General features: G+C 60.5%; 14 protein-coding genes, 2 tRNA genes, 3 rRNA genes and 3 pseudogenes. 7 read left to right on the forward strand and 15 right to left on the reverse strand.

Annotated elements, in window-relative coordinates; translation table 11 throughout:
- Positions 1–125 precede the first annotated feature (125 nt).
- From OYT13_RS18300 to OYT13_RS18310, 3 genes are all read right to left on the reverse strand, one after another.
- Positions 126–821 carry a (2Fe-2S)-binding protein gene (locus tag OYT13_RS18300; RefSeq protein WP_150564873.1) on the reverse strand — a complete coding sequence of 232 codons (696 nt, stop codon included), beginning with the start codon at positions 819–821 and terminating at the stop codon, positions 126–128.
- Positions 818–3,637, reverse strand: coding sequence for a xanthine dehydrogenase family protein molybdopterin-binding subunit (locus tag OYT13_RS18305; RefSeq protein ID WP_268566766.1), 2,820 nt, complete (start codon positions 3,635–3,637; stop codon positions 818–820). Before OYT13_RS18305 ends, OYT13_RS18300 begins: the two co-directional genes overlap by 4 nt.
- 556 nt (positions 3,638–4,193) lie before the next feature.
- Complete coding sequence (locus OYT13_RS18310) at positions 4,194–4,706, reverse strand: GNAT family N-acetyltransferase (protein WP_268566767.1); 513 nt, start codon at positions 4,704–4,706, stop codon at positions 4,194–4,196.
- Between the two features lie 91 nt (positions 4,707–4,797).
- Here OYT13_RS18310 and OYT13_RS18315 point away from each other — a divergent pair, with 91 nt between their 5' ends.
- Together OYT13_RS18315 and OYT13_RS18320 are read left to right on the forward strand one after the other, a co-directional pair.
- Positions 4,798–5,388: a helix-turn-helix domain-containing protein gene (locus OYT13_RS18315; protein WP_268566768.1), complete on the forward strand. Its 591-nt coding sequence runs from the start codon at positions 4,798–4,800 to the stop codon at positions 5,386–5,388.
- The gene (locus OYT13_RS18320) at positions 5,388–5,954 is read left to right on the forward strand and encodes a GNAT family N-acetyltransferase (RefSeq protein ID WP_017235076.1); all 567 of its coding nucleotides are present in this window, start codon (positions 5,388–5,390) and stop codon (positions 5,952–5,954) included. Before OYT13_RS18315 ends, OYT13_RS18320 begins: the two co-directional genes overlap by 1 nt.
- Before the next feature lie 126 nt (positions 5,955–6,080).
- Here the strand turns inward: OYT13_RS18320 and OYT13_RS18325 are convergent, their stop codons facing one another.
- On the reverse strand, positions 6,081–6,632 hold the full coding sequence (locus OYT13_RS18325; protein ID WP_083902373.1) for a DUF4019 domain-containing protein: 552 nt from the start codon (positions 6,630–6,632) through the stop codon (positions 6,081–6,083).
- A gap of 128 nt (positions 6,633–6,760) precedes the next feature.
- On the opposite strand from OYT13_RS18325, the gene OYT13_RS18330 reads away from it, so the two are divergent.
- Positions 6,761–7,939: a GGDEF domain-containing protein gene (locus OYT13_RS18330; protein WP_268566769.1), complete on the forward strand. Its 1,179-nt coding sequence runs from the start codon at positions 6,761–6,763 to the stop codon at positions 7,937–7,939.
- A 97-nt stretch (positions 7,940–8,036) separates the two neighbouring features.
- Here the strand turns inward: OYT13_RS18330 and OYT13_RS18335 are convergent, their stop codons facing one another.
- Entirely contained in the window at positions 8,037–8,444 is a 408-nt protein-coding gene (locus OYT13_RS18335; RefSeq protein ID WP_268566770.1) for a glutathione S-transferase C-terminal domain-containing protein, read from the reverse strand.
- Positions 8,445–8,571: 127 nt separating this feature from the next.
- On the opposite strand from OYT13_RS18335, the gene OYT13_RS18340 reads away from it, so the two are divergent.
- Positions 8,572–9,770, forward strand: a protein-coding gene (locus tag OYT13_RS18340; protein WP_181762485.1) for an IS3 family transposase whose coding sequence is annotated in 2 segments (ribosomal slippage) — positions 8,572–8,887 and positions 8,887–9,770 — 1,200 coding nt in all. Because the reading frame shifts where the segments join, the coding sequence is not laid out codon by codon here.
- Positions 9,771–9,809: 39 nt separating this feature from the next.
- Here OYT13_RS18340 and OYT13_RS18345 read toward each other — a convergent pair.
- Positions 9,810–10,091: pseudogene (locus tag OYT13_RS18345) on the reverse strand (glutathione S-transferase N-terminal domain-containing protein); the annotation flags it as partial.
- A 144-nt stretch (positions 10,092–10,235) separates the two neighbouring features.
- On the opposite strand from OYT13_RS18345, the gene OYT13_RS18350 reads away from it, so the two are divergent.
- Together OYT13_RS18350 and OYT13_RS18355 are read left to right on the forward strand one after the other, a co-directional pair.
- A complete protein-coding gene (locus tag OYT13_RS18350) occupies positions 10,236–10,760 on the forward strand; it encodes a DUF2471 family protein (RefSeq protein WP_017235080.1) in 525 nt (174 codons plus the stop codon).
- Complete coding sequence (locus tag OYT13_RS18355) at positions 10,748–12,493, forward strand: 3'-5' exonuclease family protein (RefSeq protein ID WP_261938103.1); 1,746 nt, start codon at positions 10,748–10,750, stop codon at positions 12,491–12,493. Before OYT13_RS18350 ends, OYT13_RS18355 begins: the two co-directional genes overlap by 13 nt.
- Positions 12,494–12,627: 134 nt before the next feature.
- On the opposite strand, the pseudogene OYT13_RS18360 reads toward OYT13_RS18355, so the two are convergent.
- From OYT13_RS18360 to OYT13_RS18395, 8 genes and pseudogenes are all read right to left on the reverse strand, one after another.
- A pseudogene (locus OYT13_RS18360) lies at positions 12,628–13,338 on the reverse strand (IS3 family transposase); the annotation flags it as partial.
- Between the two features lie 26 nt (positions 13,339–13,364).
- Positions 13,365–14,506 (reverse strand): IS3 family transposase gene (locus OYT13_RS18365; RefSeq protein ID WP_181321408.1). Its coding sequence is split into 2 segments (ribosomal slippage): positions 13,365–14,269 and positions 14,269–14,506, totalling 1,143 coding nucleotides; the frame shifts between segments, so codons are not numbered across the junction.
- Between the two features lie 63 nt (positions 14,507–14,569).
- Positions 14,570–15,024: pseudogene (locus OYT13_RS18370) on the reverse strand (transposase); the annotation flags it as partial.
- Between the two features lie 160 nt (positions 15,025–15,184).
- Positions 15,185–15,297 (reverse strand): 5S ribosomal RNA (rrf, locus tag OYT13_RS18375).
- Between the two features lie 132 nt (positions 15,298–15,429).
- A 23S ribosomal RNA gene (locus OYT13_RS18380) occupies positions 15,430–18,307 on the reverse strand.
- A 282-nt stretch (positions 18,308–18,589) separates the two neighbouring features.
- Positions 18,590–18,665: transfer RNA gene (locus OYT13_RS18385), tRNA-Ala, on the reverse strand.
- Positions 18,666–18,777: 112 nt separating this feature from the next.
- Positions 18,778–18,854 (reverse strand) — tRNA-Ile (locus tag OYT13_RS18390).
- A gap of 64 nt (positions 18,855–18,918) precedes the next feature.
- A 16S ribosomal RNA gene (locus OYT13_RS18395) occupies positions 18,919–20,451 on the reverse strand.
- The 16S, 23S and 5S rRNA genes sit together here with 2 tRNA genes alongside, the layout of an rRNA operon.
- A gap of 606 nt (positions 20,452–21,057) precedes the next feature.
- Here OYT13_RS18395 and OYT13_RS18400 point away from each other — a divergent pair.
- On the forward strand, positions 21,058–22,068 hold the full coding sequence (locus OYT13_RS18400) for a serine/threonine protein kinase (RefSeq protein WP_268566771.1): 1,011 nt from the start codon (positions 21,058–21,060) through the stop codon (positions 22,066–22,068).
- A 106-nt stretch (positions 22,069–22,174) separates the two neighbouring features.
- Here OYT13_RS18400 and OYT13_RS18405 read toward each other — a convergent pair whose 3' ends face one another.
- A complete protein-coding gene (locus OYT13_RS18405; protein ID WP_017233888.1) occupies positions 22,175–22,633 on the reverse strand; it encodes a metal-dependent hydrolase in 459 nt (152 codons plus the stop codon).
- Between the last annotated feature and the right edge of the window lie 248 nt (positions 22,634–22,881).

Genomic DNA, 22,881 nt, shown 5'->3' on the forward strand with positions numbered 1-22,881 from the left:
CTGGGCGGGCTTGGGTGGTTTGGGCACCGTCGAGTCGTTGCAGGCGGCGACGAGCAGCAGCGCGACAAGACAAGCCGCGCGCGCGCTCCAGCGGGAGGCGCGATTCAGGCGCATGGCGTCCCCCCTCATTTCGCATCCCTGATACAACCGGGCGTCTTGAGCACGACATCGCGCACGGCCGTGTAATAGCGCACATACCCCGTGCACCGACAGATATGGTCGTTGAGTCCTTCGGTGATCGCCGCTTCGAGATCGGCACGCGCGACCGGGTGGCGCTTCAGACGTTCGATCAACACCGTTGCAGCATTCACAAAGCCCGGTGTGCAGTAGCCGCACTGGAAACTGAAGTGATCGAGAAACGCCTGCTGGATCGGTGCGAGCGTGAGCTTGCCGTCGGCATCGCGCACCGCGTGGCCTTCCACCGTGCGCACCGTCTTGCCGTCGAAATAGTTTGTCCCGGTGATGCACGTGCGTACGGTTTCGCTGCTGCCGTCGGCGTGATCGACGATCACCACGCAGGCGTGGCAGATGCCCTGCCCGCAGCCCAGACGCGAGCCGGTCAGGCCCAGGGTCTCGTGCAGCCAGTCGATCATCATCAAACCGGCCGGCACGTCCATCGGGCCATGCGACACACCGTTCACCTTCACGGTGACGGGCAACGTCTCCCACGGTGCTTTGCCGTTTGCCGGGGCTGCCGTGCCTGCCGCCGCATTCGCCGTAAGCGGTGCCGCTGCCGCACTCGCCGCGCTCATGGGTTGTCCCGCGCCCGTCGACGCCGTGGCGTCCGACGCGGCCTGCGGTGTGCTCGAAGCGTTTGTCATGCCAGTACCTCCTGGATCTTCTCCGGTGTCACCGGCAACGTCGTAAATCGATGGCCGATCGCATGCGCGAGGCCGTTCACAATCGCGCCAACCACGGGAATCATCACCACTTCCGCAATGCCTTTCGGAACGTCGGTTTCGGAGATCGGTGGCAACACTTCTCCGGTTTGCGTCCACACGGCGACGTCGACCGCACGCGGCAGGTGATACCGATTGAAGTTCCATGTGCCATTGCCCGGGCCGTCTTCATAAAGCGGCAGATACTCGTGCAGCGCATGGCCGATGCCCATCGCGAGACCGCCCTGCAATTGGCCCGAGACGAGTTGCGGCGAGATCTGGTTGCCGCATTCGACAATGGAATGATGGGTGAGCAGTTCGACCTTGCCGGTTGCCTCGTGCACCGACAGCGCCACGAGCGTGCCGACGGCGCTGTAGTAAGTCACCGCGGCGTTGTTACGCTGCACCGGCGGGTAGTACACGCGCTTGCGATCTAGGGTGCGATAGCCGGTGGACGACGTCGACGCAGTGGCGGTCGACGGCGTGGCCCCGCCCTGTCCGAAGCGCAACGCAATGCCATCGACGGGCAGTCGCTGCATCGCGCCGTTGCCCAGATCCCAGTCCGCTTCGGCCCACTGCCAACGATTGAAGACATGCACCGTCGCTCCGGTCACCAGGCCCAGTTCGTGCGCCGCCTTCGCGAGCATGGGTAACGGCAGCGCTTCGAGCCCGGCGGCCGTGAGTTTGCCGTCGACCCAGCGTGCGTCTTCCGCGCGCACCACGAGCGGTGCGGCCTGTCCGCCGCCGAGGCCGCGACGCCAGATCGACAGCGCCGCCGGCCACAATCCCTGCATGAAGAGCAACCGCGCCGCTTCTCGCGTGCTGTGCGTGAAGTAGTAGGCAGAGTTCGTCGCGCTCGACGGCGAGGCGTATCCCGGCGACCAACGCGGATTGGCGGCGAGCCTGTCCTGATCGGCCTGCGACATCAGATACGGATCGCCGCTCGTCACGACCGGCAACTCCGGCCAGTCGGTGATCGCGACATGCACCTCCGTGGCCGGCATGCCAAGCCATTTCGCCACGGCAACCGCCTGCGACGTCGACGTGCCCGTACCGATCTCCACGGCCGTGTGATGTAACGCGATCTTGCCCGTCTCGTCGATCTCGACACGCGCGAACGAGGTCTCAGCACCGGTGCCGAAGTCCTTTTGCACGCAGGCGAATCCGACCCCGTAACGGCGTCCCGGATGCGCCGCCTCGAACTCCGCTTTTTTCTTTTCGCGCTGCGTCCACAACGGATGCCGTTTCGCGCGAGCGAGCACCTCATCCACTCGCACCGCGCCCGCCGGAATCGCCCCTTGCGTGTTCTTCATGCCCGAGCGCAGCGCGTTCTTGAGACGGAACTCGATGGCATCGACGCCAAGCTGCGCCGCCATCTCGTCGATCATCATTTCGGTGGCCGCCATCGACTGCAACGTGCCGTAACCGCGCGCCGAACCGGCATCGATGGCCCGCGACGCAATTGCCACGCTCGCCAGATCGCTTTGCGGGATGTAGTAGATCGACTGCGCTGCCGTCGCCCCGACCATCGCCACCGATGGCGAGAAATTCATCCGCCCGCCGCCGTTGCATTCCATGTCGGCCGCGAACGCCTGGAGCAGTCCGCTCTCCTTGTCGACGCCGAGACGATAACGCAGCGTGAACGCGTGACGCTTGAGCGAGGTTTGGAACTGCTCGTAGCGGTCGTTGGCCAGGCGCACGGGCAGGCCGTCGCCATACATCGCGGCGGCCAGACCGTAGAACGGCATGTTGTAGTGATCCTTCGATCCGTAGCCCACCGTGTAGCACGGATAGACGATCAGGCGCTTGACCGGGAAGTGGCCCTTGGCCGCCATGGCCGCCGCGTTCTCCGCGACTTCCGACGGCGATTGGGTGGGCACCACCATGTGCAGCGTCTGCGTGGCGGCGTCGTACCAGCAGTTGGCGTTATCGGGTTCGAGCGCTGCCGTGTCGATCGACTGCGTGCGGTACTCGCGCGACATCACCAGCCAGTTCGCCGGCGGGTGCGAGAGCGATTCGCCGATCTTGGCCGCGTAGGCCATGCCTTGCTCGTCGAGCTTGCCGTGGTCGTTGCCGTCCGGCCACACGGGCAGATGCTTGCGCATCATGCTCGGGAAGATCGGCGCGTCCTTCAGACTCGAGTAGACGTCATCGTGATACGCCGTCTTGCCGCCTACGCGCACGAAGCGGAAGCTGCCCCACGGATCGCGCTCGAGCGGGCCCGTCACGTCGCCGTAGCGAATGATCTCGTCATGGAACTTGAGCTTGTCCTTGGCGAAGCGAAAGCGCGTGAAGTCGCGATAGATCAGGATCGCGACGGCGTGGCCGAGATAGGCCGGCGTCTTGCCGGCCGGCAGCAACATGTCGTCGCCATAGAATGCGGGGAACGCGATCCCGTCGCGCGCCAGATCGTCGGCCGTCACAACACGATCGGGTTGCAGACCATCGTTCAGACGCGAGAGGTCGAAGCCTAGATATGCGCGGTCGGCATGCGTCGCGCGCAGCACGAAGGCATGGGCTTGCTGCACGGGCCAGCCCGGCATGTCGCGCGAGCGCACGTCGCGCGCGAAGATCTTTTCACCCGTCACCTTGGCCGTGCCGTCGATACGGAACTTCGCTTGTCCCTTGACGGCGTCCCACGCGACCGGCGTGAGGTTCTTGTCTTCGAACAGCGCGGCGAACGCGCGGCTGCCCAACGGGGCGATATACACGGAGATACCCGCAATCACCGACGCCTTGAGAAACCCGCGACGCGTCACCGCGACTCCGGGGGCGCCATCGGTACACTGGGAGCTTCGGGAAGACGCGGGAGATTCGGCGGCGGTATCGTGACGAGCGTCGTCGCTCGACACAACCGCGGGAGGAGCGGGCTTTCTTGGCAGGCGCGGCATAAGCGTTCCGTCCGTCTTGTTTTGGGGGGATGTATCACGATCACCAAGCTCGCGCAGACACCAATGCGCACAAAACGGCACCGCGACGATCACCGGGGCGAGATATCGGACACTTGCCGACTCGACCCACGAGGCATGGTCACGATGCGTGACATTCACCTGCCGTGATGCGCTCGTGAAGTTCGGTGAGAAGACGCTTCATGAGTGACACCGGACGTAGCAAGGCTACACGCCGAGTCCAGGAATGACAAGGTTGGCCGTGGGGCACCGCGAGAGAATGCGCATGTGCTGTCGCCCAATGCACACCGTGCAGCGGGCGCGGGCAGTCGTTATTCGAAGCGGGTGATGTTGCCTATGCCCAATGAGAAATGCCGCTATATCATTTCAGACATAGCGGCATCGAACGGGGTCGGCGGCGCGCGTTTCAGCGCGTGGCCTCGATACGCAATTCCATGCACGTGAGATCGAGCCAGCGACCGAACTTCGTGCCGACTTCGCTGAACGTGCCGACCGTAAGGAAGCCGAGCTTTTCGTGCAACCGAATCGACGGTGCGTTCTGCGCTTCGATACTCGCGATCATCACGTGAATGCCGATGGCGCGCGCGCGTTCGATCAGCGCGCGCATGAGCGTCTCGCCGACGCCGCCGCCACGCGCGTTCTTGTCCACGTAAATGGAGTGCTCGACCGTGTGACGATAGCCGTCGAACGCGCGCCAGTCGCCAAACGATGCGTATCCCGCGACCTTGCCGTCGCGCTCGGCGACGATCACGGGATACCCGCGCGCCACGCGTGCCGCCAGCCACTCGCGCCGGTTGTCCACGTCGACGAGCACCTCGTTCCAGATGGCGGTCGTGTGCTCGACAGCGTCGTTATAGATGTCGCGAATAGCCGGGAGGTCGGCGTCGGTGGCGTCGCGCACGATGAGCGAGGAAGTCATGTGAGGGGTCCCGCAAACAAGAAGCCGTGGATGACGGCGTGAACAATGACATCCATTTTACTGGATATTAATTTCCAGTACACTGGAAACCATGGACATTAACGAACGTATCGCCCGCCGTGTGCGCGATCTGCGCAGCGAGCGCGGCTATTCGCTGGATACGCTCGCGGAACGCAGCGGCGTGAGCCGCTCGAGCATCTCGCTCATCGAGCGGGCGCAGACCAGTCCGACGGCCAACGTGCTCGATAAGCTTGCCACTGCGCTCGACGTAACGCTCGCGTCGTTGTTCGACGACCGGGCGCGGGAAGACACGCCGCCGTCGCCGCTCGCACGCCGTGCCGACCAGCCGGTCTGGACGGACCCGGACTCGGGCTACGTGCGACGCAACCTTTCGCCGGCGCAGCCGTCGCCGTTGCAGCTTGTCGAAGTGCAGTTTCTCGCGGGTGAGCGCGTCGCCTACGATACCGGGGCGCGCGAGAATGAGGTCTGGCAGCAGATCTGGGTCATCGATGGCACCATCGAAGTCACGCTGGGCAACGTCGCGTGGCGGCTCGACACTGGCGATTGTCTGGCCATGCGGCTCGATCAACCGATCGGCTTCCACAATCCCACGCCGGCCACTGCACGCTATCTGGTCGGGCTCGTCACGCTACCGTTCGTTGCTGCAAGGAGAGTACAGTGATGTCGCTTGATTTATCATCAGTCGCCTCGCCCGTCGCCGTGCAACGACTCGACGGGGCCCAAGCCTTGGCGGCGATCGATGTGCTTGCCGACATACTCATCGACTGCGTGGAGGGCGGTGCATCGGTGAGTTTCATGCTACCGCTTACACGTGAGCGCGCCACCGCATTCTGGCGCAACGTGGCTGAAGGCGTCGCGCGTGGTGAGCGTGCGTTGCTCGTCGCCCGTCGGCATGAAGCCGACGCGGCTCAAGATGGTGAAATCGTCGGTACTGTGCAGTTGTTGCTCGATTTGCCGGAAAACCAACCGCATCGAGCGGACGTCGCCAAGATGCTGGTTCATCGTTCGGCCAGGCGGCTGGGGGTGGCTCGGCAATTGATGGCTGCCGTTGACGAGGTCGCCAGCGCCGAGGGGCGTCAGGTGCTCGTACTCGATACCGTGACTGGCGGCGATGCCGAACGGCTATATCTGCGCTGCGGCTGGCAACGCGCGGGCGACGTGCCGAAATTCGCACTGATGCCCGACGGGGCCTTCTGTGCCACGACGTTCTACTACAAGCACCTCTGACCCGCGCCGTCGCAAAAGCGCTGCGACACCACCACCGTCTAAGGGAGAGCTCACCGTGTGGGGGGCTGACCGGCGTAAATCTGCCGATATCGTCGGCCAGCCGCCGGCGGCCCCGCCAGCGCAGCCTCAGCGCACCAGATAGCCCGCGACCCGCCAACGGCTGTCGATGCCGAAGACCATCGTCACCATCTCATGGGCCTCGGCCTTGTGCTCAAAGACTGTGTTGTACTGAATCACCACATACTCGCCGTCCGGCTGCCCGGGCAGGGTGCGCGTAAACACCGCATCCGCGGTTTTGCGCGACTTCACCCGGCCCAGCGGCTCGCGCGCGGCTTGCAGGCGCTGCGCCCAGTCGCCGGCCGTGATCGCGCGCTGGAACACCGGGGCAGCCTGCTCCCAACTCTGCTTTCCACGGTTGATGTCCGTGAGTCCCAGCCAAAGATTGGCGGCCTCGAGCGCGGGACGCACGTCGCGATTGACATCGGCCGCCGGTGCGCTTGCGCTGCTGGCTGGGCTGGAGAAAAGTGGCGGCTGGGCTGCGCGGCGCTGCAGCGGCTCTTGCTGCGCCTGCGCCGGGCGCGCGGCAAGACCGGCAACGGCCACGACGGTCAACGCCAACATGGGAAGCCGGCGAAAGCGGGGGGCGCGATTTGACGGATAGGATCGGGTCGTCGGCATTGACGCAAACTCCTTGATACAAAAAAGACGGATCCGACTATTCTACTGGCGTGCTGGGCATGTAACGCGCGTAGCGGCGTACATTACAATGCACAACACATGTCCGCTTCCCCCCGCTGGTCATCGCCATGTTGACGACGTCTTTGCTCGCGATCACCTCACTGCTCAGCTTCATGATGTTGCTGATCATGGGGTCTCTTCTACGCTCACGCGTGGCGGGCGTTCGCGAGTGGTGCTTCGCCAACGTTGCGGTGCTCATTGCCCTGCCGCTGTTTGCGCTGCGCGGCGGCGTCCCCGACTTCCTGTCGATTGCTGTCGCCAACGTCACCCTCGCGGGCGGTCTGCTGCTTTACTTCGCGGGCTGTGCTCGCTTTCTCGGCCGCTCGCCGCATTGGCCGGCATTGGGCGCATCGCTCGGCGTGCTCGCTGCCGCCATCGTGTTCTGGCGTTACGGCACCGACGACCCACAGGCACGCGTGGTCATCGTCTCGACGTTTCACGCGGCGTGGCTGCTGGCCACGGCCGTGCTCATTGCCCGACATATTCCCCCGCGCCGGCATCCTTACAACTATTGGCTGACCACGGGCCTCGCTGCGGCGTTCGCCATCGGGCATGCCGTGCGCGGCGTGGTCTTCGGCTGGACGCCGGCCCCCGGCCCTGATGTGTTCGCGCCCACGATGTTCAACGCCGTGATGCTCACCATCGGCACGATTGTCATGCCCGCCATGACGATGGGCGCGGTCATGATGATTCACGACACCATGCTCGCCACCGCCGAAGAGGCCGCGAACCGCGACTATCTGACCGGCGCGCTCTCGCGCAAACACTTCGACCTCCTCGCGCGTCAGGAGATGGCACGGGCGGTGGCCCGCGGTTGGCCTCTCTCGATCGTGGTCATCGATCTCGATCATTTCAAGCAGATCAACGATACCCACGGCCATGCGGGCGGCGACACGGTGCTTCGCGAATTCGTGAAGCTCGTGCGCGATATCCTGCGCGAAGGCGATGTCTTCGGGCGACTGGGCGGAGAAGAATTTGCCGTGCTGCTGCCGGGCACGGACACACCCGGTGCAATCCGCATTGCCGAGCGCCTGCGCAGTCAGGCTAGCCGACATCTGGTGGCCGGTCCGTTTGGCGTGTGTCAATACACGCTCAGTGGCGGCGTGGCGACGTGGCACGAGAATGAAAGTCTCGAGGCGCTCTGCATGCGCGCCGACCGCGCGCTGTACGCCGCGAAGATTTCCGGGCGCAACCTCGTGCTCTCCGACGTGCTGCCGAGCGACGAAACGGCCTCCGAGGCGGGCTGATCCAGCCCGGCGTCGGCCTCCAGAGTCGATGTCAATTCGCGGCGATGTGACGTCGTGAAATCGCGGATTTGCCGATCTGCCTATCGGACGTTACGCCTCAAACGCTCGAGCCTTCGCCCGCGTCGCGAAAGAACTCGCGCCGCATGCGCGCGACATAGGCCATCAGATTCGGATGGCTTGCGATTTCGTCGCGCAGCGCCATGCGGAAATGCGGCGACGCGGCGCTACCGATGAAACCGAAAGCCGTGGCATCGGCGCCGCACGGCGCATCACCGAAAAAATAGGGTTTGTCGCCGAGCAATTCGGCCGCCGCCTGTGCGCCGCGTTTGAGCAGTTGCGTTTGCTCCTGAGGCGTATAGCGCCCGGTGCCCTGCGCGTGCAGCGTGCCGCGAATCTTGCGACGGATGAACGCTTGCGCAAGTGGGCGCACCGGCCAGGGAATCGCCTTGAAGAACGAGGCCGGCCCCTTGGCGAAGTTGTCGTCGTCGCACCAGCGCGCCTGCACGACGTGCCAATAGAAATGATCTTCCAGCGCCTTTGGAGCGGCCCCACGTATCTGAGGACACGAGGACTCTCTTAAAATAAGGGATAGTCTTGTGCCTATCAGTAAGCCTAGTCATTACGTGGAAAGCATCGAAATTCTGACCGAGCCGGAGCGCCGTCGCCGGCGCACGGCGCAAGAAAAAATCGCCATCGTGCAGGAAACATTGGAGCCGGGAGCGTCGGTGTCGGCCGTTGCACGTCGGCACGGCGTCAATGCCAACCAGGTGTTCGGCTGGCGCAAGCAATACCAGGAAGGCAGTCTGGCGGCGGTGAAGGCAGGCGAAACCGTTGTGCCGGCATCTGAGCTGGCCGCCGCCATCAAGGAAATCAAGGAACTGCAACGGCTACTCGGGAAGAAGACGCTGGAGGTCGAAATCCTGAAAGAAGCCGTGGAATGGGGCCGTTCAAAAAACCTGATTGCGCGCTCGCCCTTGCTGCCGGGGGACGACCGATGAAGACGGTCTGCGAAGTTCTCGGCGTGGCGCGCTCTGCCGTGGCGGTGAAGCGAACTCGCTCGTCTGACTGGCGCGATGGTCGCCGTGCCCGCATGACCAATGATGCCGGGCTGGTCGAGGAGATTCAGGCCCATGTGGCGCATCTGCCGACCTACGGCTACCGGCGTGTCTGGGCGCTGCTGCGCCGCAGTCGGGAGCAGACCGGTGCGCCGTGCATCAACGCCAAGCGCGTGTATCGGGTCATGCGGGAGCATCAGTTGCTGCTGCGCCGCCCTGGCGTGCGGCGAGACAAGCGGCGACATGACGGTCGCGTTGCCGTGGACCGCAGCAACACCCGCTGGTGCTCCGATGGCTTCGAGTTCCGGTGCGACGATGGTACGCCGCTGCGCGTGACGTTTGCGCTGGACTGCTGCGACCGCGAGGCGATTAGCTGGGCAGCGACGACCAGCGGGCATAGCGGTGATGTGGTGCGCGACGTGATGCTGGCCGCCGTCGAACAGCGCTTCGGCACCACGCAGGCCGCGCAGCCCATTGAATGGCTGACGGACAACGGCTCGGCCTACATCGACCACCGCACGCGCAGCTTCGCTCGCGAACTGGGTCTTGAGCCGCTGACCACGCCGGTTCGTTCGCCGCAGAGCAATGGCATGGCCGAATCGTTCGTGAAGACCATGAAGCACAATTACGTCGCCTATATGGACAAGTCTGACGCACCAACAGCGCTCTCGCGTCTGGCTATCGCGTTTGAACACTACAATGAGCGCCATCCGCACAAAGCCCTGAAATACCGCTCGCCTCGCGAGTTCAGGCGTAATGCGGTGTCATCAACCTAACGGTGTCCGCGTGTCCTGAGTTACAGGGGCAACTCCAGCCTTCTCGAACATCCACGCGGCGCCCCGTCGCTCGGGCGTGAGACCGGCATCGAAATCGAACCCGTACTTACGCTCGATGTGCAGCCGGATCAACGTGGAGTCCGCGACGATCTCACCTTCGTCATCGATATAGGGGAGCTTGCCCTTGGGGGCATGCCGAAATCCACTGCGATCCGTCCGATAGGGCAGTCCGGCGAGCTTGAGCAGCATCTCCGCCTTGACGACAAACGGGCTGGCGTCGGGCAGCCCGAACGACGGGCCAAAGGTATACAGGGTCAACATCGAGGTCGGGTTCCCGCAGGGTGGGCATGGCGCAAAGTATTACATGCGGCGACGACGGCGGCGACCCCGTCGGGTCGGTCGGGTCACGTCACTCGCGCACTGTGATTTTATACAGTATCATGGCCTCCAATCGAGGAATGTCTTATGGAAACCATCGACTGGGATCAACTGGCACTGAGCGCTGCCGAACGCGACCTTGCTGGCATCGTGAGAGCGATTGCCGCGCGCTACGCGCAACAGCGTGCGGGGACCGCGAAAGCCATATCGGCACGCACTGCCGCCGTTGCGACAGCCCCTGAGGAATCGAACGAAGCGAATAATTCGAGCGAAGCGGCAGCGGCATTGACGCTTGACTGGCGCACGCTCCTCGCCATTGCCGACGAGGCAGAGGCGGATATTGGCCTGCATGCACGGCATGAGGCGTGGACGCTGGCGCGGCTGCTGCGCCTGCCCGGCGACGAGGCGCTGCGTCGTGACGGCGCGTTACCGCAGCTCGATGCACTCGTCGATCTGCACTGGCCCGACGCCCCGGCACCGGCGGTATTCCGTGCCGCCGTCGCAGCATTCGCCGGTGACGACCTGCCTGGCGACGACGCGGCGCCGTTCCCGTCCGACCGATCCGTCCGCCCGATCGCGTCGCACGCCAATGCGCCGGCATGCCCGGCCTGAGCGCGGCCGAAGTGCGCAAGCGCAACGCGACCGATGACATGCGGGACATCGCAATCGAGCACGCCTATGACGCCGCGATCCGCGATGTGATGGATCCCGACGCGCTCGCCCGCTCGCTGCCGGCGCCGATGGTCTTCGTCGATCTGGAGACGACGGGTGGCAATGCGCTCGGCGACCGCATCACCGAGATCGGCGTGGTCGAAGTCGGCCCGCATGGCGTGGAACAGTGGAGCACCCTGCTCGACCCGGCCGAACCGATCCCCCCGTTCATCCAGCAGCTGACCGGAATCACCAATGAGATGGTGCGCGGTCAGCCGTCGTTCGAGTCGCTGGCGCACGGATTGGCGGAACGTCTGCAAGGCAAGTTGTTTGTTGCCCACAATGCGCGCTTCGATTATGGCTTTCTCAAAAACGAATTCCGGCGTGCCGGCATCGCGTTCCAAGCCGATGTTTTGTGCACGGTGCGTCTATCGCGTCTGCTGTTTCCCTCGGCGGCGCGGCATGGTCTGGATGCGCTGATCGCCCGCTTCGGCCTCGCCCCGCTGGGCCGTCACCGCGCGCTCGCCGACGCCGATCTGCTCTGGCAGTTCTGGCAAAAGCTTCACACGATTTACACGCCCGATCTGATCGAGCAGGCGGTGCAACGCGTAACCAAACGTTCGAGCCAGCCGCCGCAGTTGCCGGACGACGCCATCGATGCCCTGCCGAACCGCCCCGGCGTCTACCTCTTCTATGGCGAAGGCGACACGCTGCTGTATGTGGGCAAGAGCGTCGACATCCGCGCGCGCGTGCGTTCACATTTCTCTAGCGATCATCAGGTTGCCAAGGATCTGCGTATCTCGCAGGAAATCCGGCGTGTGGAAGCGCGCTGCACGGTGGGCGAGCTTGGCGCGTTGCTGCTGGAGTCGCAACTGGTCAAGCAGTTGCAGCCGGTACATAACCGTCAACTGCGCCGTGCTTCGCAACTCTATAGCTGGCAACTCACGCCGGATGCCGACATGCCCGAGCTCGTCAGCGCGAAGGCGGTCGATTTTGCCGGCGCCGAGGCCTTGTACGGCACCTTCTCGTCGCGCACGCGTGCGCAGAGCGCGCTGCGCACGCTGGCGGACGAACATCGTCTGTGCTGCGCGCAGCTCGGGTTGGAAACTGTGGGCGCCGGCCGGCCGTGCTTCGGATACCAGGTCAAGCGTTGTGATGGTGTATGCGTCGGCGATATGCCGCTCGCCGCGCACACCGAGCGCGTTCGCCAAGCGCTCGCCACGCTACGGTTGGAAACGTGGCCGTACGAAGGCCCTATCGCGGTTGAAGAACGCAGCGCCGATACCTCGGAGGTCGACTACCACGTGATCGACCGCTGGCAGTATCTGGGCACTGTGACGTCGCGTGACGCGTTGGACGCCTTCGTCGACACCTTGCCTGCCGTGACCGGCTTTGATCCTGACATTTACCGACTACTGGGCCGACGCCTTGCCGCCTTGCATCAGGCGAGCGATACCGTCGTATACGACGTCACTGGCGCTCAGTCGGCCGAAGTGGAAGACGACATCCCGACGTCGGTACGCGGCAAGGCGGCACTCCTGGCCGTTCTGCCGCTAAGCCGCCCGGCGTTTCGCCTCAGCTCGCTAGATCCACCGGCCCCCGCACCCGACAAGCCCAGCGCGGCGCTGTTGCGTCGCCGTCGACCACGCCCCGAAGACCCTGCGCAATATCGGCTGCCGTTCGACGCTCAGTAGCGCGGGCGGTCGGCAACGGCCGCCTTAATGCGCCGTCTGCGGGGCACCCTCGGCCCCGTCGCCGTCACGCCCGCATTTAAGTTTGCAGTATGGGACCCTGACCGAATTCCGTCCCAATAGCCAGACTGTAGTGGTCAACCAATCCCGGACACTGCGTTAAGTTTTTCTTCTGCGACTGCCGGCGCCACACCGTTATTGAATTGATGTGGTCGAATCCAGTTGTACCGCTGCATCAGGTAATGGCTGATGTCCCGATGCGCTTCTCCAGCACTCATGTATCCAGTGCTCGGCACCCATTCCGTTTTCAAGCTTCGGAACAGGCGTTCCATCGGGCTGTTATCCCAACAATTTCCACGCCGACTCATGCTCTGCTTGATTCGATAGCGCCATAGTCTCTGACGGAATTTCCGGCTGACATATTGACCGCCCTGGTCACTGCGGAACATTAAGTCCGTAGGCCGACCGCGTTGCTCGAACGCCATGTCTAATGCCTTCACCACCAGGTCGGCATCGGGGCTCGTCGAGAATGACCAGCCGACAACGCGGCGAGTGAACAGGTCCAACACCACGGCCAAATAAAGCCAGCGCCCCTGTGCCCATAAATACGTGATGTCGCCGCACCAGACTTGATTCGCTGCCGCCACATCGAACTCGCGATTCAAGACGTTCGGAATGTCGATGCGCTCCACCGTAGCGCGCTTGTATGCGTGGTTGCCAGGTTGCTTGCAAATCAAGCCGAGCTCGTCCATCAGACGGCTGACCTTAAAGCGCCCAATCGTCGTGCCTTGCTCGCGCAGCATGCCCATGATGCTGCGGCTGCCTGCTGAGCTTCGGCTCTCGACAAATGGACCGGCCAGAGTTTCATAGACACTCACGAGCCGTTTGGCGCGTAGCGCCGTTCAAACTCAATCGGTGAAAGATCGCCGGCGGAGCCATGCCGACGAACCGAGTTATAAAACATTTCGATGTAATCGAACAAGTCCGAGGTGGCGGTTGCCCGACTCGGGTAGATACGTCGTTTGATCCGCTCCTTTTTCAGGGCGCTGAAGAAGCTCTCGGCCACAGCGTTATCGTGGCAATTACCGCGACGACTCATGCTCGGTACCATGTGGTGCGCCTTCAGGAATGACTGCCAGTCATCGCTGGTGAACTGACTGCCCTGATCCGAATGCACCATGACACCGGGTCCGGGCTTTCGTTTCCAGACCGCCGCCAACAGTGCTTGTAAAACCAGATCGCTGGTCATCGTCGAGCGCGCAGCCCAGCCGACGATCTGGCGTGAGTACAGGTCCATCACGGCCGCCAGATATAGCCAGCCTTCGTAGGTCCGGATGTACGTGATGTCCGTCACCCAGACCCGGTTCGGGGCAGTCGGTGTGAACTCGCGGTTTAGCACGTTGGCAACCACGCCGACGGGGCCGCCGCGATAACGTGGCTTGCTGCCGTAGCCCACCTCAGCCCGCAGACCCTCGCCCTTCATGAGCCGATGGACACGGTGACGGCTGCACGTCTCGCCTGACTCACGTAGATCCACTGTAATCTTGCGATAGCCATAGACGCCACCACTGGCCAACCAGGAGTGCTTGATCAGACCAAGCAATCGATCATCCTCGCGCTTGCGAGCGCTGACCGCCTGACGCTGCCACACGTAATAGCCGCTGCGATGCACGCCAAGTATCCGGCACATCGACTTCAGACAGAACTCGCCGATATGGGATCGCATGAATGCGTACCTTGCCGTTACCCCTTTGCAAAGTACGCGGCGGCTTTTTTTAGAATGTCGCGCTCCTCGGTCACGCGCTTAAGCTCGGCCTTCAGTCGCCGAACCTCGGCGCTTTGATCCAACTCTGTCTGCCGCACGATATCGGGCTGGCCGAACTTCAGCTTCCACGCATACAGACTGTGTGTCGTGATGCCCAGTCGCTGTGCCACATCCCTCACCGAATGACCGCGCTCGGTCACTTGTTTAACTGCCTCGATCTTGAACTCATCCGTATACCGCTTGCCACTCATACTGACCTCCTCGGTTGCCATAAATTATGGCTCGAAGATGTCTACGAAAGGCTGGCCGGTCCAAAACAACTCGTGCACGCGACTGCGCAGTGCCATTCGTGCCGCATCAACTCGCGCTCGACGATGTCTGTATGCGTAAAAGCACGACCGAGGTATATCGAACAACTCACACAACATGGCTACCGGAACGCCGTCGCCGAACTGGTCGATTATTTCGTACGTTCTATCCCTTCCGACATCAGTAGCGCAGTAGCTTTTTTTAAAATGGTCTTCTCCCTCTCGAGGCGTTCAACCCGCGCTTCCAGTTCCTGGATCCGCTGCTGCTCTGGCGTCATTGCAGGACCCTGAGGCGTGATGCCTCGGCGTTCCTGGTGCAGTTGTTGAACCCAACGGCGCAGAACCGACTCCGCGACCCCGACCGACCGGCTGGCATCGACGTGGCTATAGCTCTGGTCGACGACCAGAGACGCAGCACTGCGCTTGAACTCAGGGGAAAACGTACGACGTTGCTTGCTCATCAGACACCTCTTCGTGGCGAGTATTTTCGCCTAAATTGGTGTCCGGGGAGATTAGACCACTACAGACAGATGTCAGTCGCGACAAGCTGGGCTGGGCGTTATCGCCGGGGAAAAGCAAAAACCCCTTGCTACACGAGTTAGCAAGGGGTTTTTAGGGGGAGCCTGACGATTACCTACTTTCACACGGGTATCCGCACTATCATCGGCGTGGAGTTGTTTCACGGTCCTGTTCGGGATGGGAAGGGGTGGTTCCAACTCGCTATGGTCATCAGGCATAACTTGTATGTTCTGCTGAGCGGGGCTCAACAAAACCAATTTGGAAGAAGCGTAGTACTACATTGGTTGGGTTGTGAGTTGTATCGGCACACTGCACGACACTCACACCAGGAAAAACACACTGGTTATAGGATCAAGCCTCACGGGCAATTAGTATCAGTTAGCTTAACGCATTACTGCGCTTCCACACCTGACCTATCAACGTCCTGGTCTTGAACGACCCTTAAGGGGAATCGAGTTCCCAGGGAAGTCTCATCTTAAGGCGAGTTTCCCGCTTAGATGCTTTCAGCGGTTATCTCTTCCGAACATAGCTACCCGGCGATGCCACTGGCGTGACAACCGGTACACCAGAGGTTCGTCCACTCCGGTCCTCTCGTACTAGGAGCAGCCCCCTTCAAACTTCCAACGCCCACGGCAGATAGGGACCAAACTGTCTCACGACGTTTTAAACCCAGCTCACGTACCTCTTTAAATGGCGAACAGCCATACCCTTGGGACCGGCTACAGCCCCAGGATGAGATGAGCCGACATCGAGGTGCCAAACACCGCCGTCGATATGAACTCTTGGGCGGTATCAGCCTGTTATCCCCAGAGTACCTTTTATCCGTTGAGCGATGGCCCTTCCATACAGAACCACCGGATCACTATGACCTGCTTTCGCACCTGCTCGACTTGTCAGTCTCGCAGTTAAGCACGCTTTTGCCATTGCACTATCAGCACGATTTCCGACCGTACCTAGCGTACCTTCGTACTCCTCCGTTACACTTTGGGAGGAGACCGCCCCAGTCAAACTGCCTACCATGCACTGTCCCCGATCCGGATTACGGACCTAGGTTAGAACCTCAAACAAACCAGGGTGGTATTTCAAGGACGGCTCCACAGAAACTAGCGTTCCTGCTTCAAAGCCTCCCACCTATCCTACACAGACCGGTTCAAAGTCCAATGCAAAGCTACAGTAAAGGTTCATGGGGTCTTTCCGTCTAGCCGCGGGTAGATTGCATCATCACAAACACTTCAACTTCGCTGAGTCTCGGGAGGAGACAGTGTGGCCATCGTTACGCCATTCGTGCAGGTCGGAACTTACCCGACAAGGAATTTCGCTACCTTAGGACCGTTATAGTTACGGCCGCCGTTTACCGGGACTTCAATCAAGAGCTTGCACCCCATCATTTAATCTTCCGGCACCGGGCAGGCGTCACACCCTATACGTCCACTTTCGTGTTTGCAGAGTGCTGTGTTTTTATTAAACAGTCGCAGCCACCAGTTTATTGCAACCCTTTCACCCTCCTGGCGCAGGCCAGTCAAGCTACAAGGGCGTACCTTATCCCGAAGTTACGGTACCAATTTGCCGAGTTCCTTCTCCCGAGTTCTCTCAAGCGCCTTAGAATACTCATCTCGCCCACCTGTGTCGGTTTGCGGTACGGTCTCGTATGACTGAAGCTTAGAGGCTTTTCTTGGAACCACTTCCAATTGCTTCGTACCCGAAGGTACTCGCCCCACAGCCTTGAATTACGCGCCCGGATTTGCCTAAGCGCCTTCTCCACTGCAGGGACCGGGACTTCCAACACCCGGACAACCTTCCGCGATCCGTCCCCCCATCGCATCATACGACGGTGCAGGAATATTAACCTGCTTCCCATCAGCTACGCATCTCTGCCTCGCCTTAGGGGCCGACTCACCCTACGCCGATGAACGTTGCGTAGGAAACCTTGGGCTTACGGCGAGGGGGCCTTTCACCCCCTTTATCGCTACTCATGTCAGCATTCGCACTTCTGATACCTCCAGCATCCTTCACAAGACACCTTCACAGGCTTACAGAACGCTCTCCTACCATGCGAGCAAGCTCGCATCCGCAGCTTCGGTATATTGCTTAGCCCCGTTACATCTTCCGCGCAGGACGACTCGATCAGTGAGCTATTACGCTTTCTTTAAAGGGTGGCTGCTTCTAAGCCAACCTCCTGACTGTTTTAGCCTTCCCACTTCGTTTCCCACTTAGCAATATTTAGGGACCTTAGCTGGCGGTCTGGGTTGTTTCCCTCTTGACACCGGACGTTAGCACCCGATGTCTGTCTCCCGTGATTGCACTCTTCGGTATTCGGAGTTTGCTATGGCGAAGTAATCCGCAATGGACCCTTCAACCATGACAGTGCTCTACCCCCGAAGGTGATACACGAGGCACTACCTAAATAGTTTTCGGAGAGAACCAGCTATTTCCAAGTTTGTTTAGCCTTTCACCCCTATCCACAGCTCATCCCCTAATTTTTCAACATTAGTGGGTTCGGTCCTCCAGTACGTGTTACCGCACCTTCAACCTGGCCATGGATAGATCACTTGGTTTCGGGTCTACACCCAGCGACTGAACGCCCTATTCGGACTCGCTTTCGCTACGCCTTCCCTATTCGGTTAAGCTTGCCACTGAATGTAAGTCGCTGACCCATTATACAAAAGGTACGCAGTCACCCCTTGCGAGGCTCCTACTGTTTGTATGCATGCGGTTTCAGGATCTATTTCACTCCCCTCCCGGGGTTCTTTTCGCCTTTCCCTCACGGTACTGGTTCACTATCGGTCGATTACGAGTATTTAGCCTTGGAGGATGGTCCCCCCATCTTCAGACAGGATTTCACGTGTCCCGCCCTACTTTTCTCAAGCTTAGTTCCACACCAGGGTTTTCTCATACGGGGCTATCACCCACTATGGCCGGACTTTCCATTCCGTTTTGATAACACCGGTGCTAAATCTTGAAGGCTGGTCCCATTTCGCTCGCCACTACTTTGGGAATCTCGGTTGATTTCTTTTCCTGCAGCTACTTAGATGTTTCAGTTCGCCGCGTTCGCTTCACTAGACCTATGTATTCAGTCTAGGATGACCCAAAGGGCCGGGTTTCCCCATTCGGACATTTGTGGATCAAAGCTTATTTGCCAGCTCCCCACAACTTTTCGCAGGCTATCGCGTCCTTCATCGCCTGTAATCGCCAAGGCATCCACCACATGCACTTATTCGCTTGACCCTATAACGAGTGTGTCTTTCGGCACATTCCCTATAGGTTGAGTTTTCGCGTTGTGCCGTATTCCAAGTCATCTTTCGATCACTTAAATACTAGTTGATACAATCACAACCCGTACAATTTCCACGCGCCATCTCTAACGCGCTTCCGTTGTACTACTACTTCTTCCAAATTGTTAAAGAACAAATACTGCATGACATTGCTGTCATTCAAAAACATTCACACTTGGGGATTTACCACAGACGTAAAAGCTTTTGACTGACATCGATGTGCGATCTAAGGAATTGGTGGAGGCAGACGGGATCGAACCGACGACCCCCTGCTTGCAAAGCAGGTGCTCTCCCAGCTGAGCTATGCCCCCCAAATCAGTCTGATGCGGCGTTACAAAAAACCTTGCATACCGATGTATGCGGCGGCCTTTTGTGCCTTGCCTCAGCCAGATTTCTTTCTACCAGGCGTCGGTGGAAAGAGTTTGGTGGGTCTGGAAGGACTTGAACCTTCGACCCCCGCCTTATCAAGACGGTGCTCTAACCACCTGAGCTACAGACCCGACTTAGATCTACGCAGTCAACAACCGATAAGCGTGAACACTCAACTTCCAGTGCATGCTCTAGAAAGGAGGTGATCCAGCCGCAGGTTCCCCTACGGCTACCTTGTTACGACTTCACCCCAGTCATGAATCCTGCCGTGGTAAGCGCCCTCCTTACGGTTAGGCTACCTACTTCTGGCAAAACCCACTCCCATGGTGTGACGGGCGGTGTGTACAAGACCCGGGAACGTATTCACCGCGACATGCTGATCCGCGATTACTAGCGATTCCAGCTTCACGCAGTCGAGTTGCAGACTGCGATCCGGACTACGATCGGTTTTCTGGGGTTAGCTCCACCTCGCGGTTTGGCAGCCCTCTGTACCGACCATTGTATGACGTGTGAAGCCCTACCCATAAGGGCCATGAGGACTTGACGTCATCCCCACCTTCCTCCGGTTTGTCACCGGCAGTCTCCCTAGAGTGCTCTTGCGTAGCAACTAAGGACAAGGGTTGCGCTCGTTGCGGGACTTAACCCAACATCTCACGACACGAGCTGACGACAGCCATGCAGCACCTGTGTTACGGTTCTCTTTCGAGCACTCCCACCTCTCAGCAGGATTCCGTACATGTCAAGGGTAGGTAAGGTTTTTCGCGTTGCATCGAATTAATCCACATCATCCACCGCTTGTGCGGGTCCCCGTCAATTCCTTTGAGTTTTAATCTTGCGACCGTACTCCCCAGGCGGTCAACTTCACGCGTTAGCTTCGTTACTAAGGAAATGAATCCCCAACAACTAGTTGACATCGTTTAGGGCGTGGACTACCAGGGTATCTAATCCTGTTTGCTCCCCACGCTTTCGTGCATGAGCGTCAGTATTGGCCCAGGGGGCTGCCTTCGCCATCGGTATTCCTCCACATCTCTACGCATTTCACTGCTACACGTGGAATTCTACCCCCCTCTGCCATACTCTAGCCTTGCAGTCACGAATGCAGTTCCCAGGTTAAGCCCGGGGATTTCACATCCGTCTTACAAAACCGCCTGCGCACGCTTTACGCCCAGTAATTCCGATTAACGCTTGCACCCTACGTATTACCGCGGCTGCTGGCACGTAGTTAGCCGGTGCTTATTCTTCCGGTACCGTCATCCCCCCGAGGTATTAACCCAGAGGATTTCTTTCCGGACAAAAGTGCTTTACAACCCGAAGGCCTTCTTCACACACGCGGCATTGCTGGATCAGGCTTTCGCCCATTGTCCAAAATTCCCCACTGCTGCCTCCCGTAGGAGTCTGGGCCGTGTCTCAGTCCCAGTGTGGCTGGTCGTCCTCTCAGACCAGCTACAGATCGTCGCCTTGGTGAGCTTTTACCCCACCAACTAGCTAATCTGACATCGGCTGCTCTTGTAGCGCGAGGCCCGAAGGTCCCCCGCTTTCCTCCTCAGAGCGTATGCGGTATTAATCCGGCTTTCGCCGAGCTATCCCCCACTACAAGGTACATTCCGATGTATTACTCACCCGTTCGCCACTCGCCACCAGGTGCAAGCACCCGTGCTGCCGTTCGACTTGCATGTGTAAGGCATGCCGCCAGCGTTCAATCTGAGCCAGGATCAAACTCTTCAGTTTAAACCTGTTACTGTTTTCGGTTTTTCGTGATAAATCACTCGAACCGGTCGCTCTCAAAGTATGCTGACAAGTTAATTACTTAACTTACCTATTACTTATGTGAGCCTCAATAAATTTAAAGCTTATCTGCCGAAGCAGACGCACTATTCATCGAGTGCCCACACTTATCGGTTGTCTAGTTTTTAAAGATCAATCGCATCGAACTTCGCTTCGTCGCACACTTACCGCGCCGTCGCTTCGTTTTCTGCGTCGCTGCATCTGCAGCAGAGAAGCAAGATTATGTCGCAGCTTCTCGTCGTCGTCAACAGTTTTTTTCGCCTTCTTCGCTCGTCGCCGTAGCAACTCACCAGCTCCAAAACCACCAACCACCGGGCTTTCCAGCCCGCCGCCCCCACCGCTTCGCCGCTTTCGCTGCGTCGCCGTCGTTGCGAGAGACGGAATATTAGACAGGTTCGACGAACCGCGCAAGCCCTTTGTGAAACTTTTTTGAAGGCGATGCAATTTTCTGCGTTTTCGCGTCCCTGTCCCACCGCGTCCTATCTGTATCCAGACGCTATAGAGAAGAGTACCGGCGCCCGTCGCACCGCCTTTGGCACAATAGCGCCCATGAACACTGATCTTTCACAGGACGCCTCCGCGCCCGCGCATCCTTTCTCCACCCTCCTGCCCGACACCGTCATTGCCGCCGTCGAGCAGCTTGGCTATTTCAGCGACGGGCGCCTGCTCGCCCTCAACAGTTATGAGAACCGCGTCTATCAGGTAGGGATGGAAGACGGCCCTCCGCTCATCGCGAAGTTCTATCGCCCCCAGCGCTGGACCGACGACGCCATCCTGGAGGAGCACGCCTTCACACAAGCGCTCGCCCATCAGGAGATTCCGGTCGTTGCCCCGCTCGAGACGCAAGGCACGACCCTGCACCATTTCAACGGTTTCCGCTTCGCCCTCTTCCCTCGACGCGGCGGCCGAGCCCCCGAACTGCAGGATCCCGACACGCTCAATTGGCTCGGTCGCTTTCTCGGCCGTATCCACGCAGTCGGCGCCATCCAGCCGTTCCGGCACCGCATCACCCTGGACATCGACACGTACGGACACACCCCGGTCGACTACCTGTGGGCGAGCGACTTCATTCCGAACGACCTGCGCGACGCCTGGCGCAGTATTGTCGACCTGGGGCTCGCCGGTGTCGCGCGCGCTTACGAGCGGGCTGGAGACGTGAAACTGCTGCGCGTACACGGCGACTGCCACGGCGGCAACGTCTTGTGGACCGATGCCGGCCCGCACTTCGTCGATTTCGACGATACGTGCATGGCGCCGGCGATGCAGGATCTGTGGATGCTGCTTTCGGGCACGCGCGAAGAGATGACGGTCCAGCTCGATGAAGTCCTCTCCGGCTACGAGGACTTTGCCGACTTCAACCCGCGCGAGCTGCATCTCACAGAAGCCTTGCGAACGCTGCGCCTGCTGCACTATAGCGCCTGGCTGGCCCGGCGCTGGGACGATCCGGCGTTCCCCGCCGCCTTTCCTTGGTTCAACACGCAGCGCTACTGGCAGGACCGCATCCTGGAGCTTCGCGAACAGGTTGCCCTCATGGACGAGCCGCCGTTGTTCTGGCGCTGACCGACATCCGCGCGGGCCGACTCGCGGGCCTGTCAGCCGAGTTAGCCGTGTCAGCCGACGCCGCTACCACTGATTCCGCTGATTCCGCCGGCGCGTCCGTGCGCACTCACCACCATCGCCACATGGCGAACGCGAGTGCCGCGGCCACGCACCACTCTGCCGCCGACCCCGTCGTCACGTAAAGCGGCGAACGGAAGCGCGTTCGCAACGGCCAGCACAGCGGCACGCCGGACGGCGTGAGCCAATCGGCCAGCAGATGTGACAAATATCCGGCCGCCAACGCAAGCATCCACGCCGGCACATGGCCCCAGCCATACAGGCAGCCCACGACCGCCAGGATCGGCAGCAGCAGCGAATGCGTCATGCCACGATGGCCGAAGAGACCGGAGACCAAGAGCGACACCGGTGCGACTCGGCGTCCCAGCATGCTCTTCGGGTGATCGATGTCGGGCAGCAATGCGCCAACGAGCGTCAAGGGCCAGGCGTGGACGCTGGCGGCCCACCCGGTGCGATGCATCAGCCAAGTTGCGCCGATACCGAAAATGAGATGACTTCTGGCTTGCATGGTGAGTCGGCGGCGGTGCGCCCGGCCCCGCTAAAAATGGGCCCGAAGTCTACCACTCGATACACGATGTAGGCAGCCTCGGCGTCCCTTTCGTGCGCCTCTTCACCCTCACATCTCCACCTCCGCGCCTCTCCACGTCTCCACGCCTCTATCCCCTACCTACCTCCCTACCTCCCACCACGAAGCCCCGTCAACGAGCAACGCTCCCAAGACACGAATCTCGAATACCGCACATTCGGCGGGTTTCG

Origin of the sequence: Pandoraea sp. XJJ-1 (genome assembly GCF_026802345.1) — a bacterium.
Classification (GTDB): domain Bacteria; phylum Pseudomonadota; class Gammaproteobacteria; order Burkholderiales; family Burkholderiaceae; genus Pandoraea; species Pandoraea cepalis.